The organism is Archangium violaceum Cb vi76, assembly GCF_000733295.1.
Classification (GTDB): Bacteria; Myxococcota; Myxococcia; order Myxococcales; family Myxococcaceae; genus Archangium; species Archangium violaceum.
This window is the reverse complement of the sequence record NZ_JPMI01000109.1, coordinates 103,365-125,912: the sequence shown is the minus strand read 5'-3', so window position 1 is coordinate 125,912 and position 22,548 is coordinate 103,365. Positions and strand designations below refer to the sequence as shown.

Here is a 22,548-nt window from a genome sequence, read left to right as displayed (position 1 = left end):
AGTCCCCGGAGGCAACCATGAACGCTCCCATTGATCTTGCCGTGGTTGACGCCCTGTTCGCCCAGGAGGCGCGGGCCGCCTAGCCGGCCGAAGATCCGACGCAGCGTGGTTCCGCTCCTTGCTGGGCGCCCTTGAATCCCCAGGTGCGCCGCAGGCACCGCTCTGCCCGGAGTTCTTCCCAGTGTTCCTCGAATCCCTCGGTTGGGGTCCCGACCTCGCCCACGCTTTCTCCCAGCTCTTCACCCAGACCTCTCCTCCCCTCGTCCCCGGGCGCGTCGTGCGCCAGGAACGCGGACTGCTCACCCTCCAGACTTCCGAGAGGACCGTGCTCGCGCGGCCCTCGGGACGGGTCCTCCACCACGCGCCCGGCGCCGAGGCCCTGCCCACCATCGGAGACTGGGTCGCCCTGAGACTCCCTCCCGGCGAGGGCGAGGCCCTCATCCATGCCGTCCTCCCCCGTAGTGGCGTCCTCATGCGGCGCGAAGCGGGCCAGGAGCACGCGGCCCAACCCATCGCCGCCAACCTCGACGTGGTGTTCCTCGTGACGGGGTTGGATGGCAACTACAACCCCCGCCGCATCGAACGGGCGCTCACCCTCGCGTGGAACAGCGGAGCCACACCCGTGGTCGTGCTCAGCAAGGCGGACCTCGAGCCGGAAGTGGCTACCCGGGTGCTCGAAGTCCAGGCACTCTCCCCCGGCGTGACCGTCCTCGCGCTGAGCACGTACACCGGAGAGGGGCTCGAGGCGCTGCGAGCACAGCTCCCGGCCGGTAGGACGGGCGCGCTGCTCGGCTCCTCGGGCGTGGGCAAGTCCACCCTCGTCAACCACCTGTTGGGCGAAGCGCGTCTGGCGACCCAGGCCGTCAGCGCCGAGGACGACAGGGGCCGCCACACCACCACCCACCGGGAGCTGTTCGTGCTGCCTCACGGCGGGCTGCTCATCGATGGGCCCGGCATGCGCGAGCTCGGGCTGTGGGGCGAGGAGGAAGGGCTCGAGCATGCCTTCGCGGACATCCTCGAGCTGGCCGAGGGCTGCCACTTCCGGGATTGCACCCACCAGCGCGAGCCTGGATGCGCGGTTCGCACCGCCCTCGAGACCGGAGTGCTCTCGAAGGAGCGGCTCGCCAGCTACGAGAAGCTGCGGCGCGAGCAGGCCTGGCAGGCCCGGCAGTCGAGTCCCGCCGCGCAACGCGAACAACGCCGTCACGAGCGAACCCTGAGCGTGATGGGGTGGGAGCACACGCGCGCCAAACGGCGAGGGAAGTGAAGCCCGCCGAGCGTGTGTCCTGAAACGGAGAAGGCGCGGGACCTGGAGTCAGGTTCCGCGCCTTCTCACAGAGGGGAATCCGGGAGCCGGATACCCTCACCCCGTCCCTCTCCCGAGGGGAGAGGGGTGGTTCTGACGGCTGGGGTGGTGGGCCGCGGGAGTTACGCCGCGGTGATGTTGTCGTTGGCCGCCTTGGCCTCGCGCAGCTTCACGCTCACCAGCTTGGAGATGCCCGGCTCCTCCATCGTCACGCCGTACAGCGTGTCCGCCACTTCCATGGTCCGCTTGTTGTGCGTGATGAGGATGAACTGCGACTGCTTGCTCATCTCCTTCACCATGTCGTTGTAGCGGCCCACGTTGCCCTCATCCAACGGGGCGTCGACCTCGTCCAGGAGGCAGAAGGGCGTGGGCTTGATGAGGAAGATGGCGAAGATGAGCGCCACCGCCGTCAGCGCCTTCTCGCCGCCCGACAGCAGATTCATGCTCTGCAGCTTCTTGCCCGGCGGCTGCGCCACGATCTCCACGCCCGGCTCTCCCCCCTGCCCTTCGTTCGTCAGCACGAGGCTCGCCCGGCCGCCGCCGAACAGCCGCGGGAAGATGGCCTGGAACTTCTCGTTCACGATGTCGAACGTCTGCTTGAAGCGCTCCCGGCTCGACGCGTCGATGCGCCGGATGGCCTCCTGCAGCTTCTCCATCGACTCGGACAGGTCCTTCTTCTGCGTCAGCATGAACTCCGAGCGGCTCGTCAGCTCCGCGTGCTCGTCGATGGCCGTGAGGTTGATCTCCCCCATCTTCTCCACCTGCGCGCGCAGATCCTTCAGCTCCTGCTCCGACTCCTCGCTCAGCGACGGCAGCAGGTGGTACTTGTGCACCTCCTCCTGCAGCTCCGCTCCGTGCCGCTCGCGGATGCCCGCCACCAGGTGCTCCAGCTCCAGGGCGATCTCCCGCTCGCGCAGGGTGATCTGCGACAAGCCCTGGGTGAGGCCCTCCAGCTTCGTGCGCAGCTCACGCAGCGCGTTGTCCTGCTCGCGCACCTCGGCGGAGGCCGTGCCGTGCGCCGTGCGCCGCGACTCCAGCACGCCAGCCGTCACCGCCAGGTCCTCGGCCTTCTTGGCGCGCTCGGCCTCCGTCTCGGCGATGCGGCGCTGGAACTCCTCCACCCGCGCCGAGCCCTCGCGCACCGTGGACTCCAGCTTGCGCACCCGGTTGGCCATCTCCTCCTTCTGGGCCAGCAGGCTCTCCAGCTCCTTGCGGGCGGCGTCGCCGCGCTCGCCACCGGCGGCCACCTTCACCTTCAGGGTGGTGAGGTTGTTCGTGGCCGTCTCGGCGCGCTGCTTGAGCGACTCCAGCTCGCCCACCAGCTGCTTCACGCGCTCCTCGCGCGCCTCGCGGTCCGCCTGGCCGTGCGCCACCTCGCCCCGGCTGTTCTCCTCCTCGTGCGCCAGCCCGTCGTACATCTGCGTGAGCTGAGCCTCGTCGGCGTCCAGCGCCCGGAGCCGGTCGCGCACCCGCGCCAGGTCCTCGCTCGCCTTGTGCAGGTCCTTCTCCTGGCTGGCGAGGCTCAGCTCCTCGGCGTGCACGTTCTTCGCCAGCCCCTTGAGGACGTCCTCCGTGTCCCCCATCTGCTTCTGCAGGGTGTAATGCCGGGTGAGGATCTCGTTGTAGCGCTCCTCGACCCGGGCCACCTCGGAGGCCAGCTCGACGATCTCCCGCTTCTTCTGCAGGGCGCCCACGGCGACGCCCTCGCGCTCGCCGCCGGTGATGGTGCCGTCCGGGCGGAACACCTCACCGTCCAGGGTGACGAGCGTGCACGTGGAGCCCTCGGCCTCGGAGTACGCCCTGGCCACGGCCAGGTCCTCCACGATGACCACGTCCCCGAGCAGCAACCGCACCACGGGCTCGAGGGCCTCCTCGCACGTCACCTCGTCGAGGGCCCGGGCCAGCACGCCGGAACGGGACACGTCCGGCTGCACGGCGGAGGGCACGCGCTCGGGGGCGGGCACCGGCAGGAAGCTGCCGCGGCCCTCGAGGGCGGACTTGAGGTACTCCACCAACTCCACGCCCTTGTCGCGGCTCTCCACGACGACGTGCTGCAGCCGCTCACCGAGCACGGCCTCCACCGCGCGCTCGTAGCGCGGCGTGGTGGAGATGACGTCCGCCACGAGGCCGAAGATGCCCTGCTGCCGGGCGTCCTCACCGGCGCGCACCATCACCGCGCGCACGCCCTTGTCGAAGCCCTCGTAGTCCTTCTGGAGCGCCTCCAGGGAGGCCAGCCGGCTGCGCTTGTCGCTCAGCTCCTCGCGCAGGCCGATGACCTGGACCTCGTTCTCCATGAAGGCCTGGCGCGTGCGCATCAGGGCCTCTTCCTCGTGGCCCTTGCGCTCGGCGAGCTCCAGCGACAGGTGGCGGCTGTCCTCCACCCGGCGGGCCACGTTCTGGCGCGCGTCCTCGAGCTGCTTCTCCTGCTCGCGCAGCGCATCCGCCTCGGCGCGGTTGCGGGCGCGGCGGGACTCCAGGTCCGTCTTCTGGCGGGCCAGGTTGACGAGGTTGCTCTCGTGGTTGGCCAGGCGGCTCGCCACGGTGACGACGGCGGCCCGCTCCTGCTCCAGGCGCAGGGAGATCTCCGCCTGCAGCTGGCTCACCCGGCGCAGCTCCTCCTGCGCCACCTTCATGGCGACCTCGTCCTCCTTCCACGAGCCAGCGATGTTGCTCAGCTCGGACTCGCGGGAGGCCATGGTCTCGGCCAGCTCGGACTGGCGGGAGCGGACGTTGTGCAGCTCGGTCTCGGACTGCGCCACCCGGGCGCTCGTCTCCTCCAGGTCCTTGCGCCAGTAGGCCAGGTCCTGGTCCGCGCGCTGCACGTTGCTCTCCAGGGTGTGCACCTCGGCGGAGAGCTTCTGCAGGGCCTCGGTCTCGCTCTCCAGCGCGGTGCGGCGGTTGGTGATGACCAGCTCCAGCTCGCGCATCTTCTCGAGGTTCTCGCGCTCCTCGCCGCCCAGGCTGTTGAGCTTCTCCACCGACACCTTGGACTCGGCGTGCAGCGCCAGGAAGCGGTGCGAGGCCGAGTGCAGATCGATCTCCCGCATGCGCGCCTTGAGCTTCTTGTACTTCTCGGCCTTCTTGGCCTGGCGCGACAGGCTCTCGATGCGGCGCTCGAGCTCGCTGGTGATGTCGGTGACGCGCAGGAGGTTGGCCTGGGTGGCCTCCAGCTTGCGCTCGGCGGCCTTGCGGCGGGACTTGTACTTGGTGACGCCGGCGGCCTCTTCAATCAGGTTGCGCCGGTCCTCGGGCTTGCTGGAGACGATGAGGCCCACGCGGCCCTGCTCGATGATGGAGTAGGCCTTGGTGCCCACGCCGGTGCCGAGGAAGAGCTCGGTGATGTCCAGCAGGCGGCAGGTGGTCTTGTTGATGAGGTACTCGGACTCGCCGCTGCGGAAGAGGCGGCGCGTCACGGTGACTTCCGGCAGGCCCGAGAGGTGGGCCGGGAGCACGTCCGTCTCGTCCACGTGGAAGGTGAGGGACACCTCGGACATGGACAGGGGCGGCTTGGACTCCGAGCCGTTGAAGATGACGTCCTCCATGCCGCGGCCACGGAGGTTCTTGGCGCTCTGCTCGCCCATCACCCAGCGGATGGAGTCCACCACGTTGGACTTGCCGCAGCCGTTGGGGCCGACGATGCCCGTCACGCCGTCATCGAACGTGAAGACGCTGCGCTCCATGAACGATTTGAAGCCGGTGATATCCAGGCGCTTGATTCGCATGTGAAACGTGCTCCCGAGTGGTGGGCGAGCGGGCGGAAAAGCGTTCCGGAGGCCGAAAAATCGGCCTCGGAGCGATCAGACGAGTAGCACGCTGGATCTCAGCCGATCAAGCATGACCCTGCCATGCGTGACACTATGCGAGCAGGCAAGCATGGCGCCCACCGGCCTGGCGGACAGGGGGCTGTCAGGGCGAGAACAGACCCTACCCTTCCTCAACTGATTCCACAGGCGACCTGGGCTCAGGCCCCTGCCTGCTCACTCGCTCCTCGTGTGAGCGCTCGCGGCATAGCAGGCCGGTCTGACATGGCCCTCTTCACGTTACGTCCTGCTACAGGTCCGAACATCGAAGGTCGGCTCCCACGAGCGTCCACGTGCGCAGTCGGCCCGGGCGCTTGTGCGGGCCGCTCAGCAACATCATCGCCACGCTCAGCGGCAATCCATCCCCTGGGCCGACTTCGCCTACAACTTCGGCTGAGCCGGGCAGGACGGCTCAGGAGGCCTCGGGCACCGCCGCCGTCACCGGGGGCTTGGGGCTGGCCTGGGGCTCGACGGTCACCCGCACCACGCGCGGCCCCTCCACCTCCTCCACCTGGATGCGCCACATGTCCAGCTTGAGCGAGTCCCCCTTCTCGGGGATGCGTCCCAGCCGGGCCATGATGTAGCCGGCGATCGTCGTCACCTCGACGTCCTCGTCGTCGACCTCGAACGAGACGTCCAGGCGGTCCTCCAGGTCATCCAACTGGGCGGTGCCCGGCAGCTCGAAGCGGCCGCCCGGCAGGGCGCGCACCTCGTCCACCCGCCGGCCCAGCTCGGCCACGTCGCCCACCACCTCGGCCACCACGTCCGCGAGCGTGACGAGCCCCGAGGTTCCACCGTGCTCGTCCACCACCAGGGCGATCTGCCGGCGGCGGCGGCGGAACTCGGTGAGCAGCTGCTCGAGCGTCACATGCTCCGGGATGTAGAGCACCGGGCGCTGCACCTGGGCCAGGCTGCGCAGCTCGCCCTTGGAGAGGAGGAAGAAGAGGTCCTTCACGTTCACCACCCCCTCCACCTCGTCCATGTTGCCCCGGGCCACCGGCAGCCACGTGTGGCCGGCCGCGCGCGCGTCCGCGACGCACTTGTCCAGGGGCTCCTCCACGTCCAGGAACTTCACCTGGTTGCGCGGCACCATCACCTGGCGGGCCGTCTTCTGGGCCATCTCCAGCGAGCGCTCCAGCAGCTCCGCGCGCGCCGTGGTGATGGCACCCGCCTCCGCCGAGCTGTGGAGGATGACGCGCAGCTCCTCCTCGCTGTGGGCCTCCTGCGACTCGTGCGCGCCGTGCAGCCCGGCCACCCTCAGCAACCACGCCGCCACGCCGTTGAGGAGCCAGATGGCCGGATAGAAGACGAAGTAGAAGAGCCGCATGGGCAGGGCCACCCCCAGCGTCGTGTCCTCGGCGCGCTGGATGGCGAAGCTCTTGGGCGCCAACTCCCCCACCACGATGTGCAGGAAGGTGATGATGGCGAAGGCGATGGCCACCGCCAGCGTATGCGCCAGCGTGGGCCCCGCCGCCTCCGGCACCACGCGCGTCAGCACCGGCTCCAGCAGGTGGGCGAACGCCGGCTCACCCAGCCAGCCCAGCCCCAGTGACGCGAGCGTGATGCCGAACTGCGTGGCGGAGAGGTAGGCGTCCAACTTCTCCACCATCTTCAGGGCGGCGCCAGCACCCGGCCGGCCCTCGTCCACCAGCGCCTGGAGGCGTGTCTGGCGGACCTTCACGATGGCGAACTCCGTCGCCACGAAGAACCCGTTCGCGAAGACCAGCAGGATCGCCAGCCCGAGGAAGACCCATTCCATAGAGAGAGCTCAGACGCTCAGAAGAGCGCCTCGAACTCGGGGTCGCCCTTCAGCGCGTCGAACATCGTATCCGTGGCCAGCCAACCCTGCACTTTCTGTCGATCCGCGGCCACGGCCTTCTGCAGATAGGACAACGCTTCGGCCCGCCGGCTCCAGAGGGCGTACAGGGCGGCCAGGTTGTAGTTGAGCAGCAGATCGTCCGCGTTGAGGGCGCGCGCCTTCTCGTAGGAGCGCTCGGCCTCGGCGTAGAAGCCCTTCTGGGCGTAGCAGATGCCCAGATCCAGGTGGGCCTCGAAGTTGTCCGCCTCCAGCCGCACCACTTCCTTCAGCTGGGTGATGGCCGAGCGGTAGTCCCCCTCGTCCATGAGCAGCGCGGCGAGCTCGTGCCGGGGGAAGGCGTCCTGGGGCTCCAGCTCGATGGCCGTCTGCAGCTCGCGCATGGCCTCCTCGATCCGGCCCTGGTCCGCGTAGGTGAGGCCCAGGTTGAGGTGGGCGTCCGGGTACTCGGGGTCCAGCTCGATGGCCTCCCGGTACTCGGTGACGGCCATCTCGGCCGCGTGGGAGGACAGGAAGCAGGCGAGGTTGTAGTGCGCGGTGGGGCTCTCCGGCTCGAGCTTGAGCGCGGTGAGGTACTCCCCGAGGGCCTCGCGGAAGAGCTTCTTCTCCGCGTAGACGGTGGCGAGGTTGTCGTGCGCGTGGGCGGAGTCGGGATCGAGCTCGATCGCCTTCTTGAACTCCTTGATCGCCTCATCCAGCCACCCGCGGTCGGCCAGTTCGATGCCACGCGAGTTGTGCTCGTCGGAGAGCGCGATGTTGTCCTTTTCCCTGGCCATGAAGTCGCGGGGCAATGTACGCGCCGCCTTTCTGGGGGCGCAAGCAGGAGTCAAGCTGCCCCGAGAGGGTCCGCCCCGAGGGAGTCCGGCGCTTGAGACGGGTACTCGCCCCCTCCCCAGGAGCTCAGGGGAGGAGGCGGACGGCGAACTACTTGCGGCGCTCGCGAGCGCGGCGGCGCTTGAGGGCCGCCTTCTTCGTGGAAGCGCGATTGGACAGCTTCTTCTTGCTGCGGTTTCCCTTCTGGGCAGGCATCTTCTGGTACTCCGTATAGGCGGAAGTGGGCCGCATTGGCACTGGCGGCAGCGAACCGCCCTTTTTTCACGCTCCCGGCCCGGAAGTCCACGGAATTTCTTGACCCCGTCCGGCCTTGCCTGTGGCCGGACAACGGGGCACAACCCCCACCCAGACCGATGATTGACAAACTCGAAGAGGTGGAGCGCAAGTTCGAGCGACTCACCGCCGACCTGTCCAACCCGGACATCATCTCCGACACGGCGAAGCTGCAACGGGTCTCCAAGGAGCGCGCCGGCCTGGAGAAGCTGGTGGAGTCCTTCCGCGCCTACCGCAAGGTGCTCGCCGATCTCAAGGAGGTCGAGGCCTGGCTCGGCAGCTCGGACCCCGACGAGAAGGCCTACGCCCGCGAGTCCCTGCCCGGCCTCAAGGCCCAGCGCGACGAGATGGAAGCGGAGCTGAAGATCCTCCTGCTGCCCAAGGATCCCAATGACGACAAGAACGTCATCCTGGAGATTCGCGCCGGCGCCGGCGGCGACGAGGCCGGTCTGTTCGCCGAGGAGGTCATGCAGATGTACCTCCGCTACGCCGACCGCAAGGGCTGGAAGGCGGACATCATGGACATGAGCCCGGGCAGCGTGGGCGGCGTCAAGGACGTCTCCATCATGCTCGCGGGGGACGGCGTCTACAGCCACCTGAAGTACGAGTCGGGCGTGCACCGGGTGCAGCGCGTGCCGGCCACCGAGGCCCAGGGCCGCATCCACACCTCCACCATCACCGTGTCGGTGATGCCCGAGGCCGAGGACGTGGACATCAAGCTCAACCCGGCGGACATCGAGATGCAGGTGATGCGCTCGACGGGCTCCGGCGGCCAGAGCGTGAACACCACCGACTCCGCGGTGCGCCTCATCCACAAGCCCTCCGGCATCGTGGTGAAGTGCCAGCAGGAGAAGAGCCAGACGAAGAACCGGGCCATGGCCGAGCGCATGCTGCGCGCCAAGCTCTACGAAATCGAACAGGAGCGCATCCGCAACGAGCGCGACTCCATGCGCCGCGGCCAGGTGGGCACCGGCGACCGCTCGGAGAAGATCCGCACCTACAACTTCCCGCAGGACCGGCTGACGGACCACCGCATCGGCCTCACGGTGCACAACCTGCCGGCCATCATGGGCGGCGGGGTCGAGGACGTCATCACCGCCTGCCGCACCCACTACCAGGCCGAGGCCCTCAAGCAGCAGATGGGCGGCGGTCCCGGCGCGAGCGCATGAGCGGCGAGAACTGGACCGTCCGCAAGATCCTCACCTGGACGACCCAGCACTTCGAGAAGCGCGGGGTGGACGCGCCCCGGCTCACCACCGAGGTGCTGCTCGCCCACGCGCTGAAGACGAGCCGGGTGCGCCTGTACGTGGACCTGGATCGGCCGCTGGAGAAGACGGAGCTGGCCACCTTCCGCGCCCTCATCGAGCGGCGCATGGCGGGCGAGCCCACCCAGTACCTCACCGGCGTGCGGGAGTTCTACAACCGCCCCTTCAAGGTGGACGCCCGGGTGCTCATCCCCCGGCCGGAGACCGAGCTGCTGGTGGAAGCCGCCCTGCACAAGCTGCCCAAGGACGGCCCCGGACTGGCCCTGGACGTGTGCACCGGCTCGGGCTGTATCGCCATCAGCCTGGCGGCCGAGCGTCCCCAGGCCACCGTGATGGCCACGGATCTGTCCGCGGACGCCTGCGCGCTGGCCCGGGAGAATGCCCAGGCCCTCGGCGTGGCCGAGCGGGTGACGGTGCTACAGGGCAACCTGTATGCCCCCCTCCCCCCGGACGCCCGCTTCGATGTGGTGGCCTCCAACCCGCCCTACATCGCCTCGGCGGAGATCCCCACGTTGTCGGCCGAGGTGCGCCGCGAGCCCCACATGGCGCTGGACGGCGGACCGGACGGGCTGGTGCTCATCCGCAAGGTGATCGAGGGGGCCCGGCGCGTCCTCAAACCTGGCGGGCTGCTTGCAATGGAGATTGGCGAGACGCAGGGCGAGGCCGTGAAAGCCCTCCTCCAGGCCGCGGGTTACGCCGACGCGCGGGTGGAGAAGGACCTGGAGCGGCGGGATCGCCTCGCATTTGGGACACAGCCCGTGGCCGTCTAGCCACGGGTGTGAGACGGAGCAGATGGACAAGATCATCGTGAAGGGTGGCCACCCGCTGCAGGGCGAGGTGGTCGTGTCGGGCGCGAAGAACGCAGCGCTTCCCATTCTCGCCTCGGCGCTGCTGGCCGATGGCAAGAGCGTCTACCGCAACGTGCCGGACCTGGCCGACGTGGTCACCATGCTCAAGGTGCTGGAGACCATGGGCTGTGGCACCGCCCGGCTCACCGGCCGCCAGAAGGACATATGCGAGGTGGCCATCGAGGGGCCCATCACCCCCGAGGCCCCGTATGACCTGGTGAAGACGATGCGCGCCTCCGTGCTGGTGCTCGGCCCCCTGGTGGCCCGCTTCGGCCGCGCCCGCGTGTCCATGCCCGGCGGCTGCGCCATCGGGGCCCGCCCCATCGACCAGCACCTCAAGGGCCTCAAGGCCCTGGGCGCCGACATCACCCTCACCGAGGGCTACGTCGAGGCCCGGGCCAGGCAGCTCAAGGGCGCCACCGTCAACTTCGACGTCATCACCGTGACGGGCACGGAGAACGTGATGATGGCCGCCGTGCTGGCCAAGGGCCGCACCGTGCTGGAGAACTGCGCCCGCGAGCCCGAGGTGGAGGAGCTCGCCCGGGTGCTCAACAAGATGGGCGCCCGCATCCAGGGCGCCGGCACCTCCGTCATCACCATCGACGGGGTGGACGCCCTCCAGCCGGTGGATCACGCCATCCTCCCGGACCGCATCGAGGCCGGCACGCTCATGGTCGCGGCGGCCATCACCGGCGGTAACGTGCTGGTGAAGCACGCCCAGCCCGAGCACCTCGAGTCCGTCATCCTCAAGCTGCGCGAGACGGGCTGCACCATCACCGCCGAGGAGAAGGGCCTGCGGGTGAAGGGACCCAAGGTCGTCAACTCGGTGGATGTGAAGACGACCGAGCACCCCGGCTTCCCCACGGACATGCAGGCCCAGCTGATGGGCCTCATGACGGTGGCCAACGGCACCTCGGTCATCTCGGAGAGCATCTTCGAGAACCGCTTCATGCACGTGCCGGAGCTGCACCGCATGGGGGCGGACATCACCATCCAGGGCCACACGGCCGTGGTGAAGGGCGTCAAGAAGCTGTCCGGAGCCCCCGTCATGGCCACCGACCTGCGCGCCAGCGCCTCGCTCGTGCTGGCCGGCCTGCGCGCCGAGGGCAAGACGGAGGTGGCCCGCATCTACCACCTGGACCGGGGCTACGAGCGCCTGGAGCGCAAGCTGCGCAAGCTGGGGGCAGACATCCGCCGGGTCAAGGCCTGAACCCGGGCCTGGGGGGCTCCCAGGGTTGCGTGTGTGAACACATCGCAGCACTTGGGTTGCATCTGAAAATTCATGCGACCTATCATTCCCTGAACGCCCTGGGGCCAATTGCCCCGGGACGCCCCAACGGGAGCGCTGCTCCCCCCTACAGGAGAATGACCCGCCCCATGAATTGCCCCGGTTGCAGCGTCGAGATGGCCGATCTCGAAGGGGACCATGAGACGTTGCGAAAGTGTGGAGATTGCGGCGGGCTGTGGATCGACGTCGCGGATCTCAACCGGATCCTCCTCCACAACAACCTCCCCGGGCTGGAGAGCCAGGGCGGGAAGGTCGACGCGGAGGCTCTCACCGGCCAGTGCCCCGAGTGCCAGGTAGATCTGATCCGGGTGGACGGCGGTGACCGTCAGCACCCGCTTCACTACGATACCTGCGAGTCTTGCGGCGGCATGTTCCTGGAGTCGGAGTTCGCCGACGCCACGGACGCCAAGGTCGCCGAGCAGGAGATCATCGACTTCTTCCGCCACTTCAGCGCGAAGAAGAAGAGCGCCCTCGGCTGAGGCTCCCCTCCCGAAGGCGTCACCTCCACGCTCCACCCCCTCCGGGCCCGTCGTACCTACGGGCCGGGAACACCTGAGTTCCGTCCTCCCTCGATTCCCGTGCCGGGATGAAAGCGCCAGCTTGTCTGTTGGCGAACCTTGACACCCGGGCGCCAGGGGATTGAGTAGGCACCCGAATGCCAAGAGGGAACGGAATGCGACGTCTGGGGTGGGTGTGGCCGTGGGCACTTCTGCTCGCCGGCTGCCCGAACGGTTGCTCCAACAAGGACACCGAGGTAGCGGACGCCGGACCGGTCGTCACCGGGCCCGAGCTGCTGAACGAGAAGGAGCCCAACGAGCGGCCCGAGCAGGCCCTCAGCCTCGGCCGGGACGCGACGGTGAGCGCCAGCCTGGGCGCGGATCCGTCCAAGCCCGACGAGGACTGGTACCGGCTTGTCCCCGCCAGCCCGCGCGTGGCGGACGTCAGCGTCACCGGCCTCCCCGGCGGAGACGTGTTGCTGGAGGTGTACGACGCCCCCGGCATCCGCAGCGCGAGCATCAACAGCGGAGGCGACGGCAAGCCGGAGCGCTTCCCCAACCTCTACGTGGAGCGCGAGCGCTGGGTGCGCGTGGCCTCGGCCCGCAAGGGCACCGGCGGCGCCTATACGCTCGAGGTGCGCTACCACTCGCCCGAGGACGGCGTGGAGCGCGAGCCCAATGACCGTGCCGTGGACGCCACGCCGATGCAGTTCGGCCAGGCGGTGTCCGGCTTCATCGGGCACGCGGCCGACGAGGACTGGTACCGGCTGGAACTGCCCGAGCCCCCCGCTGGCGCCACGCCGCCTCCGGCTCCCCCCCCTGCTCCCGCCCCCACGCCGAACCCGGCGGACCCCACCGGCGCCCAGCCGCCCCCCACCGAGGGCCAGCCTCCAGCGCCCGAGGGGACGGAGACCCCGCCCGCCGAACCGGCCGCGAATCCCGAGGCCACGGCCAACGCTCCCGCCGCCGAGGGAGACCCGGCCGCGGCCGGTGCACAGGCGCAGCAGCCCGGAGGATTCCAGGTGCCCGTGCCCGTCCCCGGCCAGGGAGACCTGCAGCCCGCGCCGGAGGAGCCCCCCTCGGTGGCGCTGAAGATCGAGCTCACCAGCATCGAGGGCGTCCGCACGGAGCTGTCGGTGCTGTCGGCCGCGGAGGCGCCCCTCTTCGTCACGCCCAGGGGCAAGGAGGGCGAGGGCTATGCACTGCGCAACATTGGCGTGAGGGCGAGCGATCGCGTGGTGTACGTGGTGGTGAAGAGCGGCTGGGTGGGCACGGGCAAGGAGGCGAAGCGGGGCTTCAACCCGGAGAAGCCGTACACCCTCACCGTGACGCAGGAGGAGGCTGGCGCCAACGCGGAGCTGGAGCCCAACGACGAGCTGTACAAGGCCACGACCCTGCCGGTGTACGGCTACAAGGAAGGCTTCCTCTCGCCCAAGGGCGACGTGGACAACTTCGTCCTGAAGACGGCCGAGCCGGTGCTCGCCAAGGTGGAGCTGTCCGGCGTGGAGCGCATGGACCTGGAGCTGTCCGTGGTGGCGCCTCCCGAGGGCGAGGGCCAGAAGGAGACGGTGCTCCAGCGCGCCAACGATGGCGCCATCAAGGAACCCGAGCGCCTCAACAACGTGGCCTGCCAGGGCTCCTGCTACTTCCGGGTGCAGAGCGCCTCGCGCAAGGTGGACAACAAATGGGTGCGCGACTACGAGAACGCGGACCAGCCCTACCGCATCTCGGTCACCACCGTGCCGGACGATGGCAGCCAGGAGCGCGAGCCCAACAACACCGCGGACCGCGCCATGGACCTCACCCCGGGCAAGGCGGTGCGCGGCACCGTCTATCCGCTGAAGGACGTGGACTACTACCGGTTGGACCTCTCGGACCGGCCGGTGCGCACGCCCATCAAGGTGACGCTGCTGGGCATCCTCAAGGTGGACGTGGGGCTCTACCTGCACCGCCTGGGCGAGGACGGAAAGCTGTCACTCGTGCAGACGTCCGATCGCGCCCGAGGGGACCAGCCCGAAGTCATCCGCTACAGCGCCGAGCCCGGCGTCTACGTGCTCGAGGTCCGCGACGCGCGCAACCGCGAGGCCAACTTCCAGGATGCCTACCAGCTGACCATTGAGGAGGGCGAATAGCCCCCTCGACACTTCTCGTTGACAAGCCGCGTGCGGGCCCCTACTTTGAGACTGCTTGCGACGCGGTGGTAGCTCAGCTGGTAGAGCACGAGCTTCCCAAGCTCGGGGTCGCCGGTTCGAACCCGGTCCGCCGCTCTGTGAGGCCGGCAATTTCTCGGACGTCCGAGGGATTGCCGGCCTCTCGTTTTTCATGGCCAGAATGCGCCCCATGCGCATTCCCGCTCTTCTCTCCACCCTGCTCGCGGTGCTCCTCCTCGCCTCCACCGGATGCGAGGACGACGGAGGTAACGGCCCGGGCGGCCCATCGGCCGACGGTGGGACCACCGGCAGTGGCGAGCCCCTCCCCGGGCTGAAGTCCATCAGCGTCGAGCCCGCGGATCAGATGCTCCTCATCGAGGCCGGGAAGACTCCCGCCTCGCTCACCTACAAGGCCATCGGCACCTTCGACAGCGGCGGGACGCGCGACATCACCACACGGGTCCGCTTCTCGGTGGAGAACGGCTTCATCGGGGGCTTCTCGGGCAGCACCTTCACCACCTACAAGAACCAGGGCGGTGTGACGACGATCTCCGCCCTCGCGGGCAGCGTGCGCGGGACGACACAGGTGTCCGTGAAGCTCCAGGCGAGCGTGAAGGATCCGGCCTCCACCTCGCTGCCCGAGGACCCGGCGGGCCCCTTCGCCGGCCCTCCCAGTGACACGCGCAAGCCGGACTTCGTCTACCCCAATGACGGCGTGCTCATGCCCCCCAACATGCGCGGGGCGGAGCTCCACTTCCTGCCGGGCAGCGGCAACACCCTCTTCGAGCTGTCATTCCAGAACGCCGTCACGGACCTGAAGGTCTACCTGCGCTGCACCCAGCCGCTGAACGGTGGCTGCATCTACCGGCCGGATGACGCCACCTGGCTGTGGCTCACCCAGACCAACCGCGGCGGCGAGCCCGTCTCCATCACCCTGCGCGGCACCAACGACGCGGGCGCGCAGGTGGGCACGTCCACGCCGCTCTCCGTGTCCTTCTCGCGCGATGACCTCACCGGCGGCCTCTACTATTGGACCACCTCCAACGGCTCGGCCATCATGCGCTTCGACTTCTCGAGCGCCTCGCAGCTCACGGGAGAGAAGTTCGCCGGTCCCGAGGTCGCCAACGGCGAGTGCATCGGCTGCCACGCGCTGTCGCGCGACGGGAAGAAGCTCGTCGCCGAGGCCAACGGCCAGAACTCCGGGCGCCTCGTGCTGATGGACGTGGCCAGCAAGACGCTGCTCGTCCCCTACAACGCGGGCGCCAGCTCTCCGGACAAGAGCATCTTCGAGTCGTGGAACCCGGATGGCTCGCAGTACGTGGGCGTCTACGCGGACTCGGGCGCCACCGACTTCAACCTGATGCTCTTCGACGGCAACAACGGCAAGAAGGCGCAGAGCCTCACGGGCACGGGCAGCAGCACCAACCCGGTCAGCCACCCGGACTGGTCCGCGGACGGGCAGAAGATCGCCTTCGTGATGATGGGGGTGAAGGGCACCAACCAGCGCTTCGGCAAGGGCGCCATCCAGATGGTCAGCCACACCGGCTCGGGCTGGAGCGCGCCGGTAACGCTCGCGCCCGCCGTGGACGGAAAGAACCGCTACTACCCGGCCATCTCGCCCGACAACTCGTTCCTCCTCTTCAATGAGTCCACCTGCCCGAGCGGCACCTCCGGGACGGACTGCAACGCGGACAGCGATCCCTCCGCGCGGCTCTTCGCCGTGAAGGCCGAGGCGGGGGCTCCGCTCATCGAGCTCGCCCGCGCGAATGCTCCCGGCAAGCGCGACACCGGAACGAACCTCACCAGCTCCTTCCCCAAGTGGGCGCCCTTCCTCTACCAGCGCACGCGGGAGCCGAACTCGCGGCTGCAGTGGTTCACCTTCTCCTCCAGCCGCCGGTACGGACTGCGCAACCCGCTCCCCGGTGGAGATGAGAACCCCAACGGCACGCTGCTGTGGATCTCCGCCGTGGACCCGGACAAGGTGGCACTCGGTGAGGACCCGAGCTACCCCGCCCTCGTGCTGCCCTTCCAGGACATCACCACCTCCAATCACATCGCCCAGTGGACGAAGGAGATCGTCCCCGTCATCCGCTGAGGCAGGACGCTCCCCTCGGGGAACCCGTCACATATGGCCGGTGTCTCCTCCCTCTCCCGAGGAGGAGTCGCCGGCCATGTCATTTTCCGAGTCCTTTCGAGCACCCACCCTGCCCTGGAGTCCAGCCAGGGAGGCCGGGGGAATTCCCCCTCTCGGCCAGTTGCTCAGAGTCCGCGTGAATTCATCCCGTAGCCGCCTGCCCCTCAGCCGTTCAGCCATCCTGTTCATCGTCGCCGCGCTGCTCCTCGTGGCTCAGTACGCCATGGCCGCCGAACCCGCTCCTGTCGTGGCTCCGTCCACGCCCGTCGAGCTGGTCTCCCGTGGCCACAGCGGTGCCCTGCGCGCCGTCGTCGTGCCCCCCGGCGAGACGCTCCAGCCCCACTTCGCCGTCCGCGAGGACGTGAAGGAGGCCCGCTGGTTGGCGCTGGGCTCGAACACCCAGGCTCCCGCGTCCATCTCCAACGAGGGATGGAGGGCTCCGGCCCAGCCCGGCGTCTGGCGGCTCTCTCCCTCCGCTCAGGGCACGGAAACCAGCCCGCACGCCGTCATCACCCCCGTTCATTTCGACGGCTCGAAGACGCAGCTCAACGGCTACCGCATCGGGCGCTGGCCGGCTCGCACCGCTGGCCGCTCCGGCCGCTATGCCCCTCCCGAGCTCCTCATCGAGGTCACGCGCGAGAACCAGGACTTCGCCGTCTCCGAGCACTTCAAGCTCCGGCACTTCCTCACCAAGGATCAGGCCCATGTCTGGCCCAAGTACCTCGTGCTCGACCTGCGTCTGGTGGACAAGCTGGAGCTCGTGCTCCAGGAGCTGCGCGCCCAGGGCCATCCCGCCAAGGGGCTCCATGTGATGAGCGGCTTCCGCACGCCCCAGTACAACGGACCCGGTGAGAACGGCCGCGCGAAGTTCAGCCGTCACACCTACGGGGACGCGGCCGATGTCTGGCTCGATGATGATGGCGATGGGGAGATGGATGACCTCGATGGCAACGGGCGCGTCGACGTGAAGGACGCCGAGGTACTCGCCCGTGCCGTGGACCGCGTGGAGCAGCGCGTGCCCGAGCTCATCGGTGGCTACGGCGTCTACCGCGCCAACCGCGTCCACGGGCCCTTCGTGCACATCGACGTGCGCGGCACCCCGGCCCGCTGGAGCAAGCGCTAACCGCGTACCCCTCCGCAGGACGCTGGCGACTCGCCCGCCACTCGCGGCGTCTCCAGCGCCAGCGCCCGCCGTACCTCCGGATCCCTCCGGTAGAGGTCCGGCCGGAACTGCACCCGGCCCTCCGCGTCCACGAAGGCCGTCCAATAGAGCAGGTACACCGGCACCGGCGCGGGCAGCACTACCCGCCGGGGCTCGCCACCCGCCTCCATCGCCGCCGCCAGGGACTCCCGCGTCCAGCCCCCGTGCCCCCGGAGCATGAAGTCCGCGAGCCGCACCGGCTCCTCCACCCGGATGCAGCCATGGCTGAAGGCCCGGTGCGTCCGCTCGAAGAGCGCCGGGTTGGGCGTGTCGTGCAGGTAGACGGAGAAGCGGTTGGGGAAGATGAACTTCACCCGTCCCAACGGGTTGGTGTCTCCGGGCGACTGCTCGAAGCGGTAGGGCAGCGCCCCGGCCTCCACGGCGTTCCAATCCACCGCCCAAGGGTCCACCAGCGCCCCGGTGGCCCGCTCGTAGATGGTCAGCTCCATCCGCTCGGCCGCGCCAGGATCTTCCTGGAGCCTCGGCAGCACCTCCCTCGTGGAGATGCCGGAGGGCAGGTACCACACCGGATTGAGCACCAGGTACTCCACCTCGTCCATGAAGATGGGCGTACGCCAGTCCCGCGTCCCGATGATGGTCCGCATCTTCAGCACGGGCCGCCCCTGCTCCACCGCCTCCAGCTCGAAGGCGGGCAGGTTCACCACCACGTAGCGGACCCCCAGCGACCGGGGCACCCAGCGCCATCGCTCCAGGTTCACCCGCATCTGCGCGATGCGCTCCTCCACGGGCACCCGCAGCGCCCGGAGTGTATTGCGGCCCACCAGCCCGTCCACCTCCAGCCCGAGCCTCCGCTGGAAGGCCCTCACCGCCTCCTCCAACTCCGCGTCGAAGAACTCCTCCGGCGCGGGCAGGACTTCCCCGGGCCCCTCCCCGGTGGCCACGCCCACCCCGGCGGGCACGGGCGCCTCGCCCTCCAGCGACGCGCGAATGAGCTCCTCCGTGACCGGGACCACGCCCACGGCGGGAGCGCCCGGATGGAGCAGCCGCTCCTCGGGAGCCGGAGGGAGATCTCCCGTGGCACGCAGCCGCTCGCGCAACACCGCCACCCGAGGGCCCCTCATCCCCCGCTGGAGCAGTCCTCCCTCGGGCACCAGCGGCCAGCCCCCCTCCGCCGCGAGGGCCCGGTAGCGCACGAGCGCCTCCCTCAGCCGCACGAAGCCCTCATGGCTCGGGGAGAGCTCCCGCAGGGCGCCAGCCAGGTCCCCACTCACGAGCGCCCCCTCCAGCACCGTCGCCAGATCCACGTCCCCCGGAGGTTTCGTCCGCCACGCGAAACGCCGGGGGGACACCTGCCCGGTCAACAGGTGCGAGGCGTAGGTGAGGAAGCTCGACGTCAACCGCACCTCCACCTCCACCCACGCGCCCTCCGGAGCACCCCCCAGCGTCAACCGGCGCACGGCCTCGTCGAGCGCCGAGCGGTGGTAGCGCTCCGGCCACAAGCCCTCCACCGGCGCCTCGCAGAGCGCCGCGAGGTACTGGTCCACCTGGGGCCGCACCGAGCCATCCTGGGAGAACCACGCCGGCTGGAAGCCCCGCGCCTCGTAGAAACGGAGCAGCGCCTCGGACGCCTCCTCCGGCGTCCGTGCCACCCGCGCCCGTACCGCGGACTCGAGGGGCATGGGGACCTCCTCCCCGGCGGCCAGGACGGGCGTCCCGAGAAGCAAGCAGCACAGGAGGGCAGGCCAGAAACGCATGGGACCACGGTAGGCACCCCCGCGGTACGAGGCAGGCGAGCAGGCTCGCCCGCTCGCCTACCTGACCGTCCACGTTGGCCACCACCCCGCCAATCGAGCCTTGACTGAACGTCCTTTCAGCCCCAGTCTGGGAGTGTGAAGCCCCGTCCCATCTCCAACCCGACCAACCCCTGGGACACCACCGCGGTGGAGTACCTGGACGAGATTCCTCCCGCGAAGCTGGAGGTGCTCGAGGATCACAGCCGCGAGGTGCTCGGGCGCAACGACAGCCCCGACGTCGGCTTCACCTGGAGCGTCAATCCCTACCGGGGCTGCCTCCATGCCTGCGCGTACTGCTACGCGCGGCCCTACCACGAGTACCTCGGCTTCGGCGCCGGCACGGACTTCGAGACGAAGCTGGTGGTGAAGCCCCAGGCCGCGGAGCTGCTGCGCGCGGCCTTCGAGCGCAAGAGCTGGAAGGGCGAGACGGTCGCCTTCAGCGGCGTCACCGACTGCTACCAGCCCCTCGAGGCCTCGCTGCGGCTCACCCGCGCCTGCCTGGAGGTCTGCGCCGAGTACCGCAACCCCGTGGGCATCATCACCAAGGGGCCCCTCATCGAGCGCGACCTGGACGTGCTCGAGACACTCGCGCAGGAGGCCCGGGTGTCGGTGTGCATCACCCTGCCCTTCCATGACGAGCAGGTGGCTCGCGCCATGGAGCCGTACGTGGCCACGCCCCGGCGGCGTCTCCAGACGATCGAGCGGCTGGCGGCGGCGGGCATCCCGGTGGGCGTGGCGGTGGCCCCCGTCATCCCCGGGCTCAACGACGAGGACATGGTGCGCGTGCTCACCGCGGCGCGCGAGGCCGGCGCCACCCGCGCCTTCTACACGCTGCTGCGGCTGCCGGGCCCCGTGCAGGCCGTCTTCGAGGAGCGTCTGCGCGAGAAGCTCCCCCTGCGTGCCGAGCGGGTGTTGCACCGCATCCGAGAGACGCGCGGGGGAGCGCTGAACGACGCGCGCTTCCGTGTCCGCATGCGGGGCGAGGGCCTCTACGCGGACACCCTCCACCAGCTCTTCAACACCACCGTGCGCCGTGTGGGGCTCAACAGCGAGTGGCCCTGGGATGGGGCGGAGAAGGAGAGCACCTTCCGCCGCCCCATGAAGCCGGGCACGCAGCTCAGCTTCTTCTGAGCGCTACCAGACCTCGCAGCGCTGCGCGGCCGGGCGCACCATCTTCGTGCCTTCCTGGCACTGGAAGGCCTGCTGGAACTCCTTCAGGTTCCCCAACGGGCCGTTCACCCGCCAGTGCGGAGGGGAGTGCGGATCCACCATCGCCATCTGCCGCGCGAACGGATCCCGGTACTTCGAGCACCACGACTGCGCGTAGCCCAGGAAGAGCTGCTGGCTCGGCGTGTAGCGGTAGCCATTCACCTGCTTCGCAGCCTCCGGGTCCTTCGCCAGCCACGCCTCCATGGCCGCGTGCGCCAGCTTCAGGCCACCCAGGTCCGCCACGTTCTCGCCCAGCGTCAGCGCCCCGTTCACCTTCAGCTCGTCGATGGCCGTGTACCCGTCGTACTGCTCCTTCACGCAGGCCACGCGCTCGCGGAACGCCTTGTCCGAGCCCGGCGTCCACCAGTCGCGCAGGTTGCCCTCGGCGTCGTACTGGCGGCCCTCGTCGTCGAAGCCGTGGGTGATCTCATGCCCCACCACCATGCCCATGGCCCCGAAGTTCACCGGGGCCGTCGCCTCGCGGTTGAAGAACGGAGGCTGCAGGATGCCCGCTGGGAAGATGATCTCGTTGAGGGCCGGGTTGTAGAAGGCGTTCACCGTGGGCGGTGGGATGATCCACTCGTCCTTGTCCACCGGCTTGCCGATCTTCGCCAACTGCCGGGCCTGCTCGAACGCCGACGCGCTCACCCACGAGCCCAGGAACGAGCCGCGCTCCACCTTCAGCGCATCGTAGTTGCGCCACTTGTCCGGGTAGCCAATCTTGTTGGCGATCTTCCGCACCTTCACCAGCGCCTGCTCGCGCGTGGGCGCGTCCATCCACGCCAGCGTGTCCAGGTTGCGCTCGAAGGACTTCTCGATCTCCATCACCATCTGCAGCGTGGTCGTCTTGCCATCCGCGCCGAACGTCTTGGCGATGAAGGGCTGCGCCAGCGCCTCGCCCAGCGCGTTGTTGGTGAAGCGCACGCACTTCTTCCAGCGCGGCACGTCCTCCTTCGCGCCCGTCAGGTTCCGCGAGGTGAAGCGGAAGCGCTCCTCCTGGAAGGCCTTGGGCAGCGCCGGAACGACGCTCAGCACGTAGTGCGCCGTCAGGTATGGCTTCCACGTCTCCGGCTTCGTCGACTTCACCAGCCGCTCCACCTCCTTGAAGAAGGGGGGGTGCGTGACGTTGATCGTCTGCAAGTCCTTGGCGCCCGCGGCCGTGAAGTACACGTCCCACGGGAAGGCCGGCGCCTCCGCCTTCAGGCCCTTGCGCTCCAGCCGGTGGTAGAGGTTCTTCGGCTCACGGCGCTCCACGCGCGTCAGGGACGCCTTCGCCAGCGCCGTCTCCGTCTCCAGCACCGACGCCGCGCTCTTCGCCGCCTGCTCCGGCGTCTCACCCAGCAGCACGAAGAGGTTCTTCAGGTGCTCCCCATAGGCCGTGAGCAGCCCCTTCGATTTCTCGTCATCCTTCAGGTAGTAGTCCCGGTCCGGCAGCCCGAGCCCGCCCTGGTCCAGTTCGCCAATCATCTGGCTGGCGTCCTTCAGGTCGTTGTTGGAGCTCAGATGGAAGAGCGGGAACACGCTGCGCGCGTGCATCGTGCCCACCACCTGGGCCAGCTCCTTCGTGCTCTTCAGCGCCGTCAGCTTCGCCAGCTCCGTCTTCAGCGCGGGCAGCGAGGCCTCCACCTGCGCCTCGTCCATGCAGGCGCCGTAGTAGTCACCCAGCTTCTGCGCATACGGCGTCCCCTCGGGGGCCTTGCCGGTGGAGGCGGCCTCGAGGAGCTCCCGGAGGATCTCCTCGTTGCGCGCGGCGATCGAGTCGAACCCACGCGACCAGCGCGGGCGATCCGCGGGGATCTCCGTGTTCTTCACCCAGTTGCCGCACGCGTACTCGTAGAAGTCCTCGCACGGATTCGCCTGCTCGTTGAGCGCCGCGCCATCCAGTCCGGGCGGCAGCGGCTTCGCCTCGGGCGCCGGCTGCTCCCGCGGGGGCGGCGGGGCCGGGGGCGTGGGCGCGGGCTCCGCCGTCTTGCAGGCGGACACCACGAGGCAACAAGCGGCGAGCAATGCCTTTCTCATCCAGTGTTTCTCCCTGTGGGAAATCGAAGCGGGCCGCACCCTACCCGGCACACGGCCCGCCGCAACGTCTGGATGACACGGACTTTTCAACCCGGGACGCTCGGCACCCTCACCCCGTCCCTCTCCCGGGGGGAGAGGGGTGCTGTGCTCGGTG

15 protein-coding genes and 1 tRNA gene are annotated in these 22,548 nt (G+C 69.1%); 10 read left to right on the top strand and 6 right to left on the bottom strand.

Annotated features, from left to right (window positions below; translation table 11 throughout):
• Positions 1-181: 181 nt before the first annotated feature.
• Positions 182-1,267: a ribosome small subunit-dependent GTPase A gene (gene rsgA / locus Q664_RS17175; protein ID WP_043396055.1), complete on the top strand. Its 1,086-nt coding sequence runs from the start codon at positions 182-184 to the stop codon at positions 1,265-1,267.
• 161 nt (positions 1,268-1,428) lie between these two features.
• Here the strand turns inward: rsgA and smc are convergent, their stop codons facing one another.
• The 4 genes from smc to Q664_RS59105 form a co-directional block, all read right to left on the bottom strand.
• Complete coding sequence (gene smc / locus Q664_RS17170; protein WP_043396051.1) at positions 1,429-5,028, bottom strand: chromosome segregation protein SMC; 3,600 nt, start codon at positions 5,026-5,028, stop codon at positions 1,429-1,431.
• A 490-nt stretch (positions 5,029-5,518) separates the two neighbouring features.
• On the bottom strand, positions 5,519-6,865 hold the full coding sequence (locus Q664_RS17165; RefSeq protein ID WP_043396048.1) for a hemolysin family protein: 1,347 nt from the start codon (positions 6,863-6,865) through the stop codon (positions 5,519-5,521).
• 17 nt (positions 6,866-6,882) lie between these two features.
• Positions 6,883-7,698: a tetratricopeptide repeat protein gene (locus tag Q664_RS17160; RefSeq protein WP_043396338.1), complete on the bottom strand. Its 816-nt coding sequence runs from the start codon at positions 7,696-7,698 to the stop codon at positions 6,883-6,885.
• 148 nt (positions 7,699-7,846) lie between these two features.
• Positions 7,847-7,987 (bottom strand): hypothetical protein, encoded by a 141-nt coding sequence (locus Q664_RS59105; RefSeq protein WP_160174427.1) that lies wholly within the window; start codon positions 7,985-7,987, stop codon positions 7,847-7,849.
• A 122-nt stretch (positions 7,988-8,109) separates the two neighbouring features.
• Between Q664_RS59105 and prfA the strand changes: the two genes are divergently transcribed.
• From prfA to Q664_RS52210, 8 genes are all read left to right on the top strand, one after another.
• Complete coding sequence (gene prfA / locus Q664_RS17155; protein ID WP_043396045.1) at positions 8,110-9,198, top strand: peptide chain release factor 1; 1,089 nt, start codon at positions 8,110-8,112, stop codon at positions 9,196-9,198.
• The gene (gene prmC, locus Q664_RS17150; protein WP_043396042.1) at positions 9,195-10,064 is read left to right on the top strand and encodes a peptide chain release factor N(5)-glutamine methyltransferase; all 870 of its coding nucleotides are present in this window, start codon (positions 9,195-9,197) and stop codon (positions 10,062-10,064) included. Before prfA ends, prmC begins: the two co-directional genes overlap by 4 nt.
• A 22-nt stretch (positions 10,065-10,086) precedes the next feature.
• Complete coding sequence (gene murA / locus Q664_RS17145; RefSeq protein WP_043396038.1) at positions 10,087-11,352, top strand: UDP-N-acetylglucosamine 1-carboxyvinyltransferase; 1,266 nt, start codon at positions 10,087-10,089, stop codon at positions 11,350-11,352.
• A gap of 167 nt (positions 11,353-11,519) precedes the next feature.
• Positions 11,520-11,909, top strand: coding sequence for a zf-TFIIB domain-containing protein (locus Q664_RS17140; RefSeq protein WP_043396334.1), 390 nt, complete (start codon positions 11,520-11,522; stop codon positions 11,907-11,909).
• Positions 11,910-12,103: 194 nt separating this feature from the next.
• Complete coding sequence (locus Q664_RS17135) at positions 12,104-14,059, top strand: P-loop NTPase family protein (protein WP_043396035.1); 1,956 nt, start codon at positions 12,104-12,106, stop codon at positions 14,057-14,059.
• Between the two features lie 62 nt (positions 14,060-14,121).
• Positions 14,122-14,194 (top strand) — tRNA-Gly (locus Q664_RS17130).
• Between the two features lie 73 nt (positions 14,195-14,267).
• Positions 14,268-16,172, top strand: coding sequence for a TolB family protein (locus Q664_RS59100; protein ID WP_160174426.1), 1,905 nt, complete (start codon positions 14,268-14,270; stop codon positions 16,170-16,172).
• Between the two features lie 175 nt (positions 16,173-16,347).
• Positions 16,348-17,334, top strand: coding sequence for a M15 family metallopeptidase domain-containing protein (locus Q664_RS52210; RefSeq protein WP_052518253.1), 987 nt, complete (start codon positions 16,348-16,350; stop codon positions 17,332-17,334).
• Here the strand turns inward: Q664_RS52210 and Q664_RS62670 are convergent.
• Positions 17,331-19,052: a L,D-transpeptidase family protein gene (locus Q664_RS62670; protein WP_043396028.1), complete on the bottom strand. Its 1,722-nt coding sequence runs from the start codon at positions 19,050-19,052 to the stop codon at positions 17,331-17,333. The two genes, Q664_RS52210 and Q664_RS62670, sit on opposite strands and share 4 nt — an antisense overlap.
• A gap of 210 nt (positions 19,053-19,262) precedes the next feature.
• On the opposite strand from Q664_RS62670, the gene Q664_RS17110 reads away from it, so the two are divergent.
• Positions 19,263-20,297, top strand: coding sequence for a PA0069 family radical SAM protein (locus Q664_RS17110; RefSeq protein ID WP_043396025.1), 1,035 nt, complete (start codon positions 19,263-19,265; stop codon positions 20,295-20,297).
• Between the two features lie 3 nt (positions 20,298-20,300).
• Here Q664_RS17110 and Q664_RS17105 read toward each other — a convergent pair whose 3' ends face one another.
• Positions 20,301-22,394, bottom strand: a complete 2,094-nt coding sequence (locus Q664_RS17105; protein WP_043396022.1) for a M13 family metallopeptidase — start codon at positions 22,392-22,394, stop codon at positions 20,301-20,303.
• Positions 22,395-22,548: the final 154 nt, after the last annotated feature.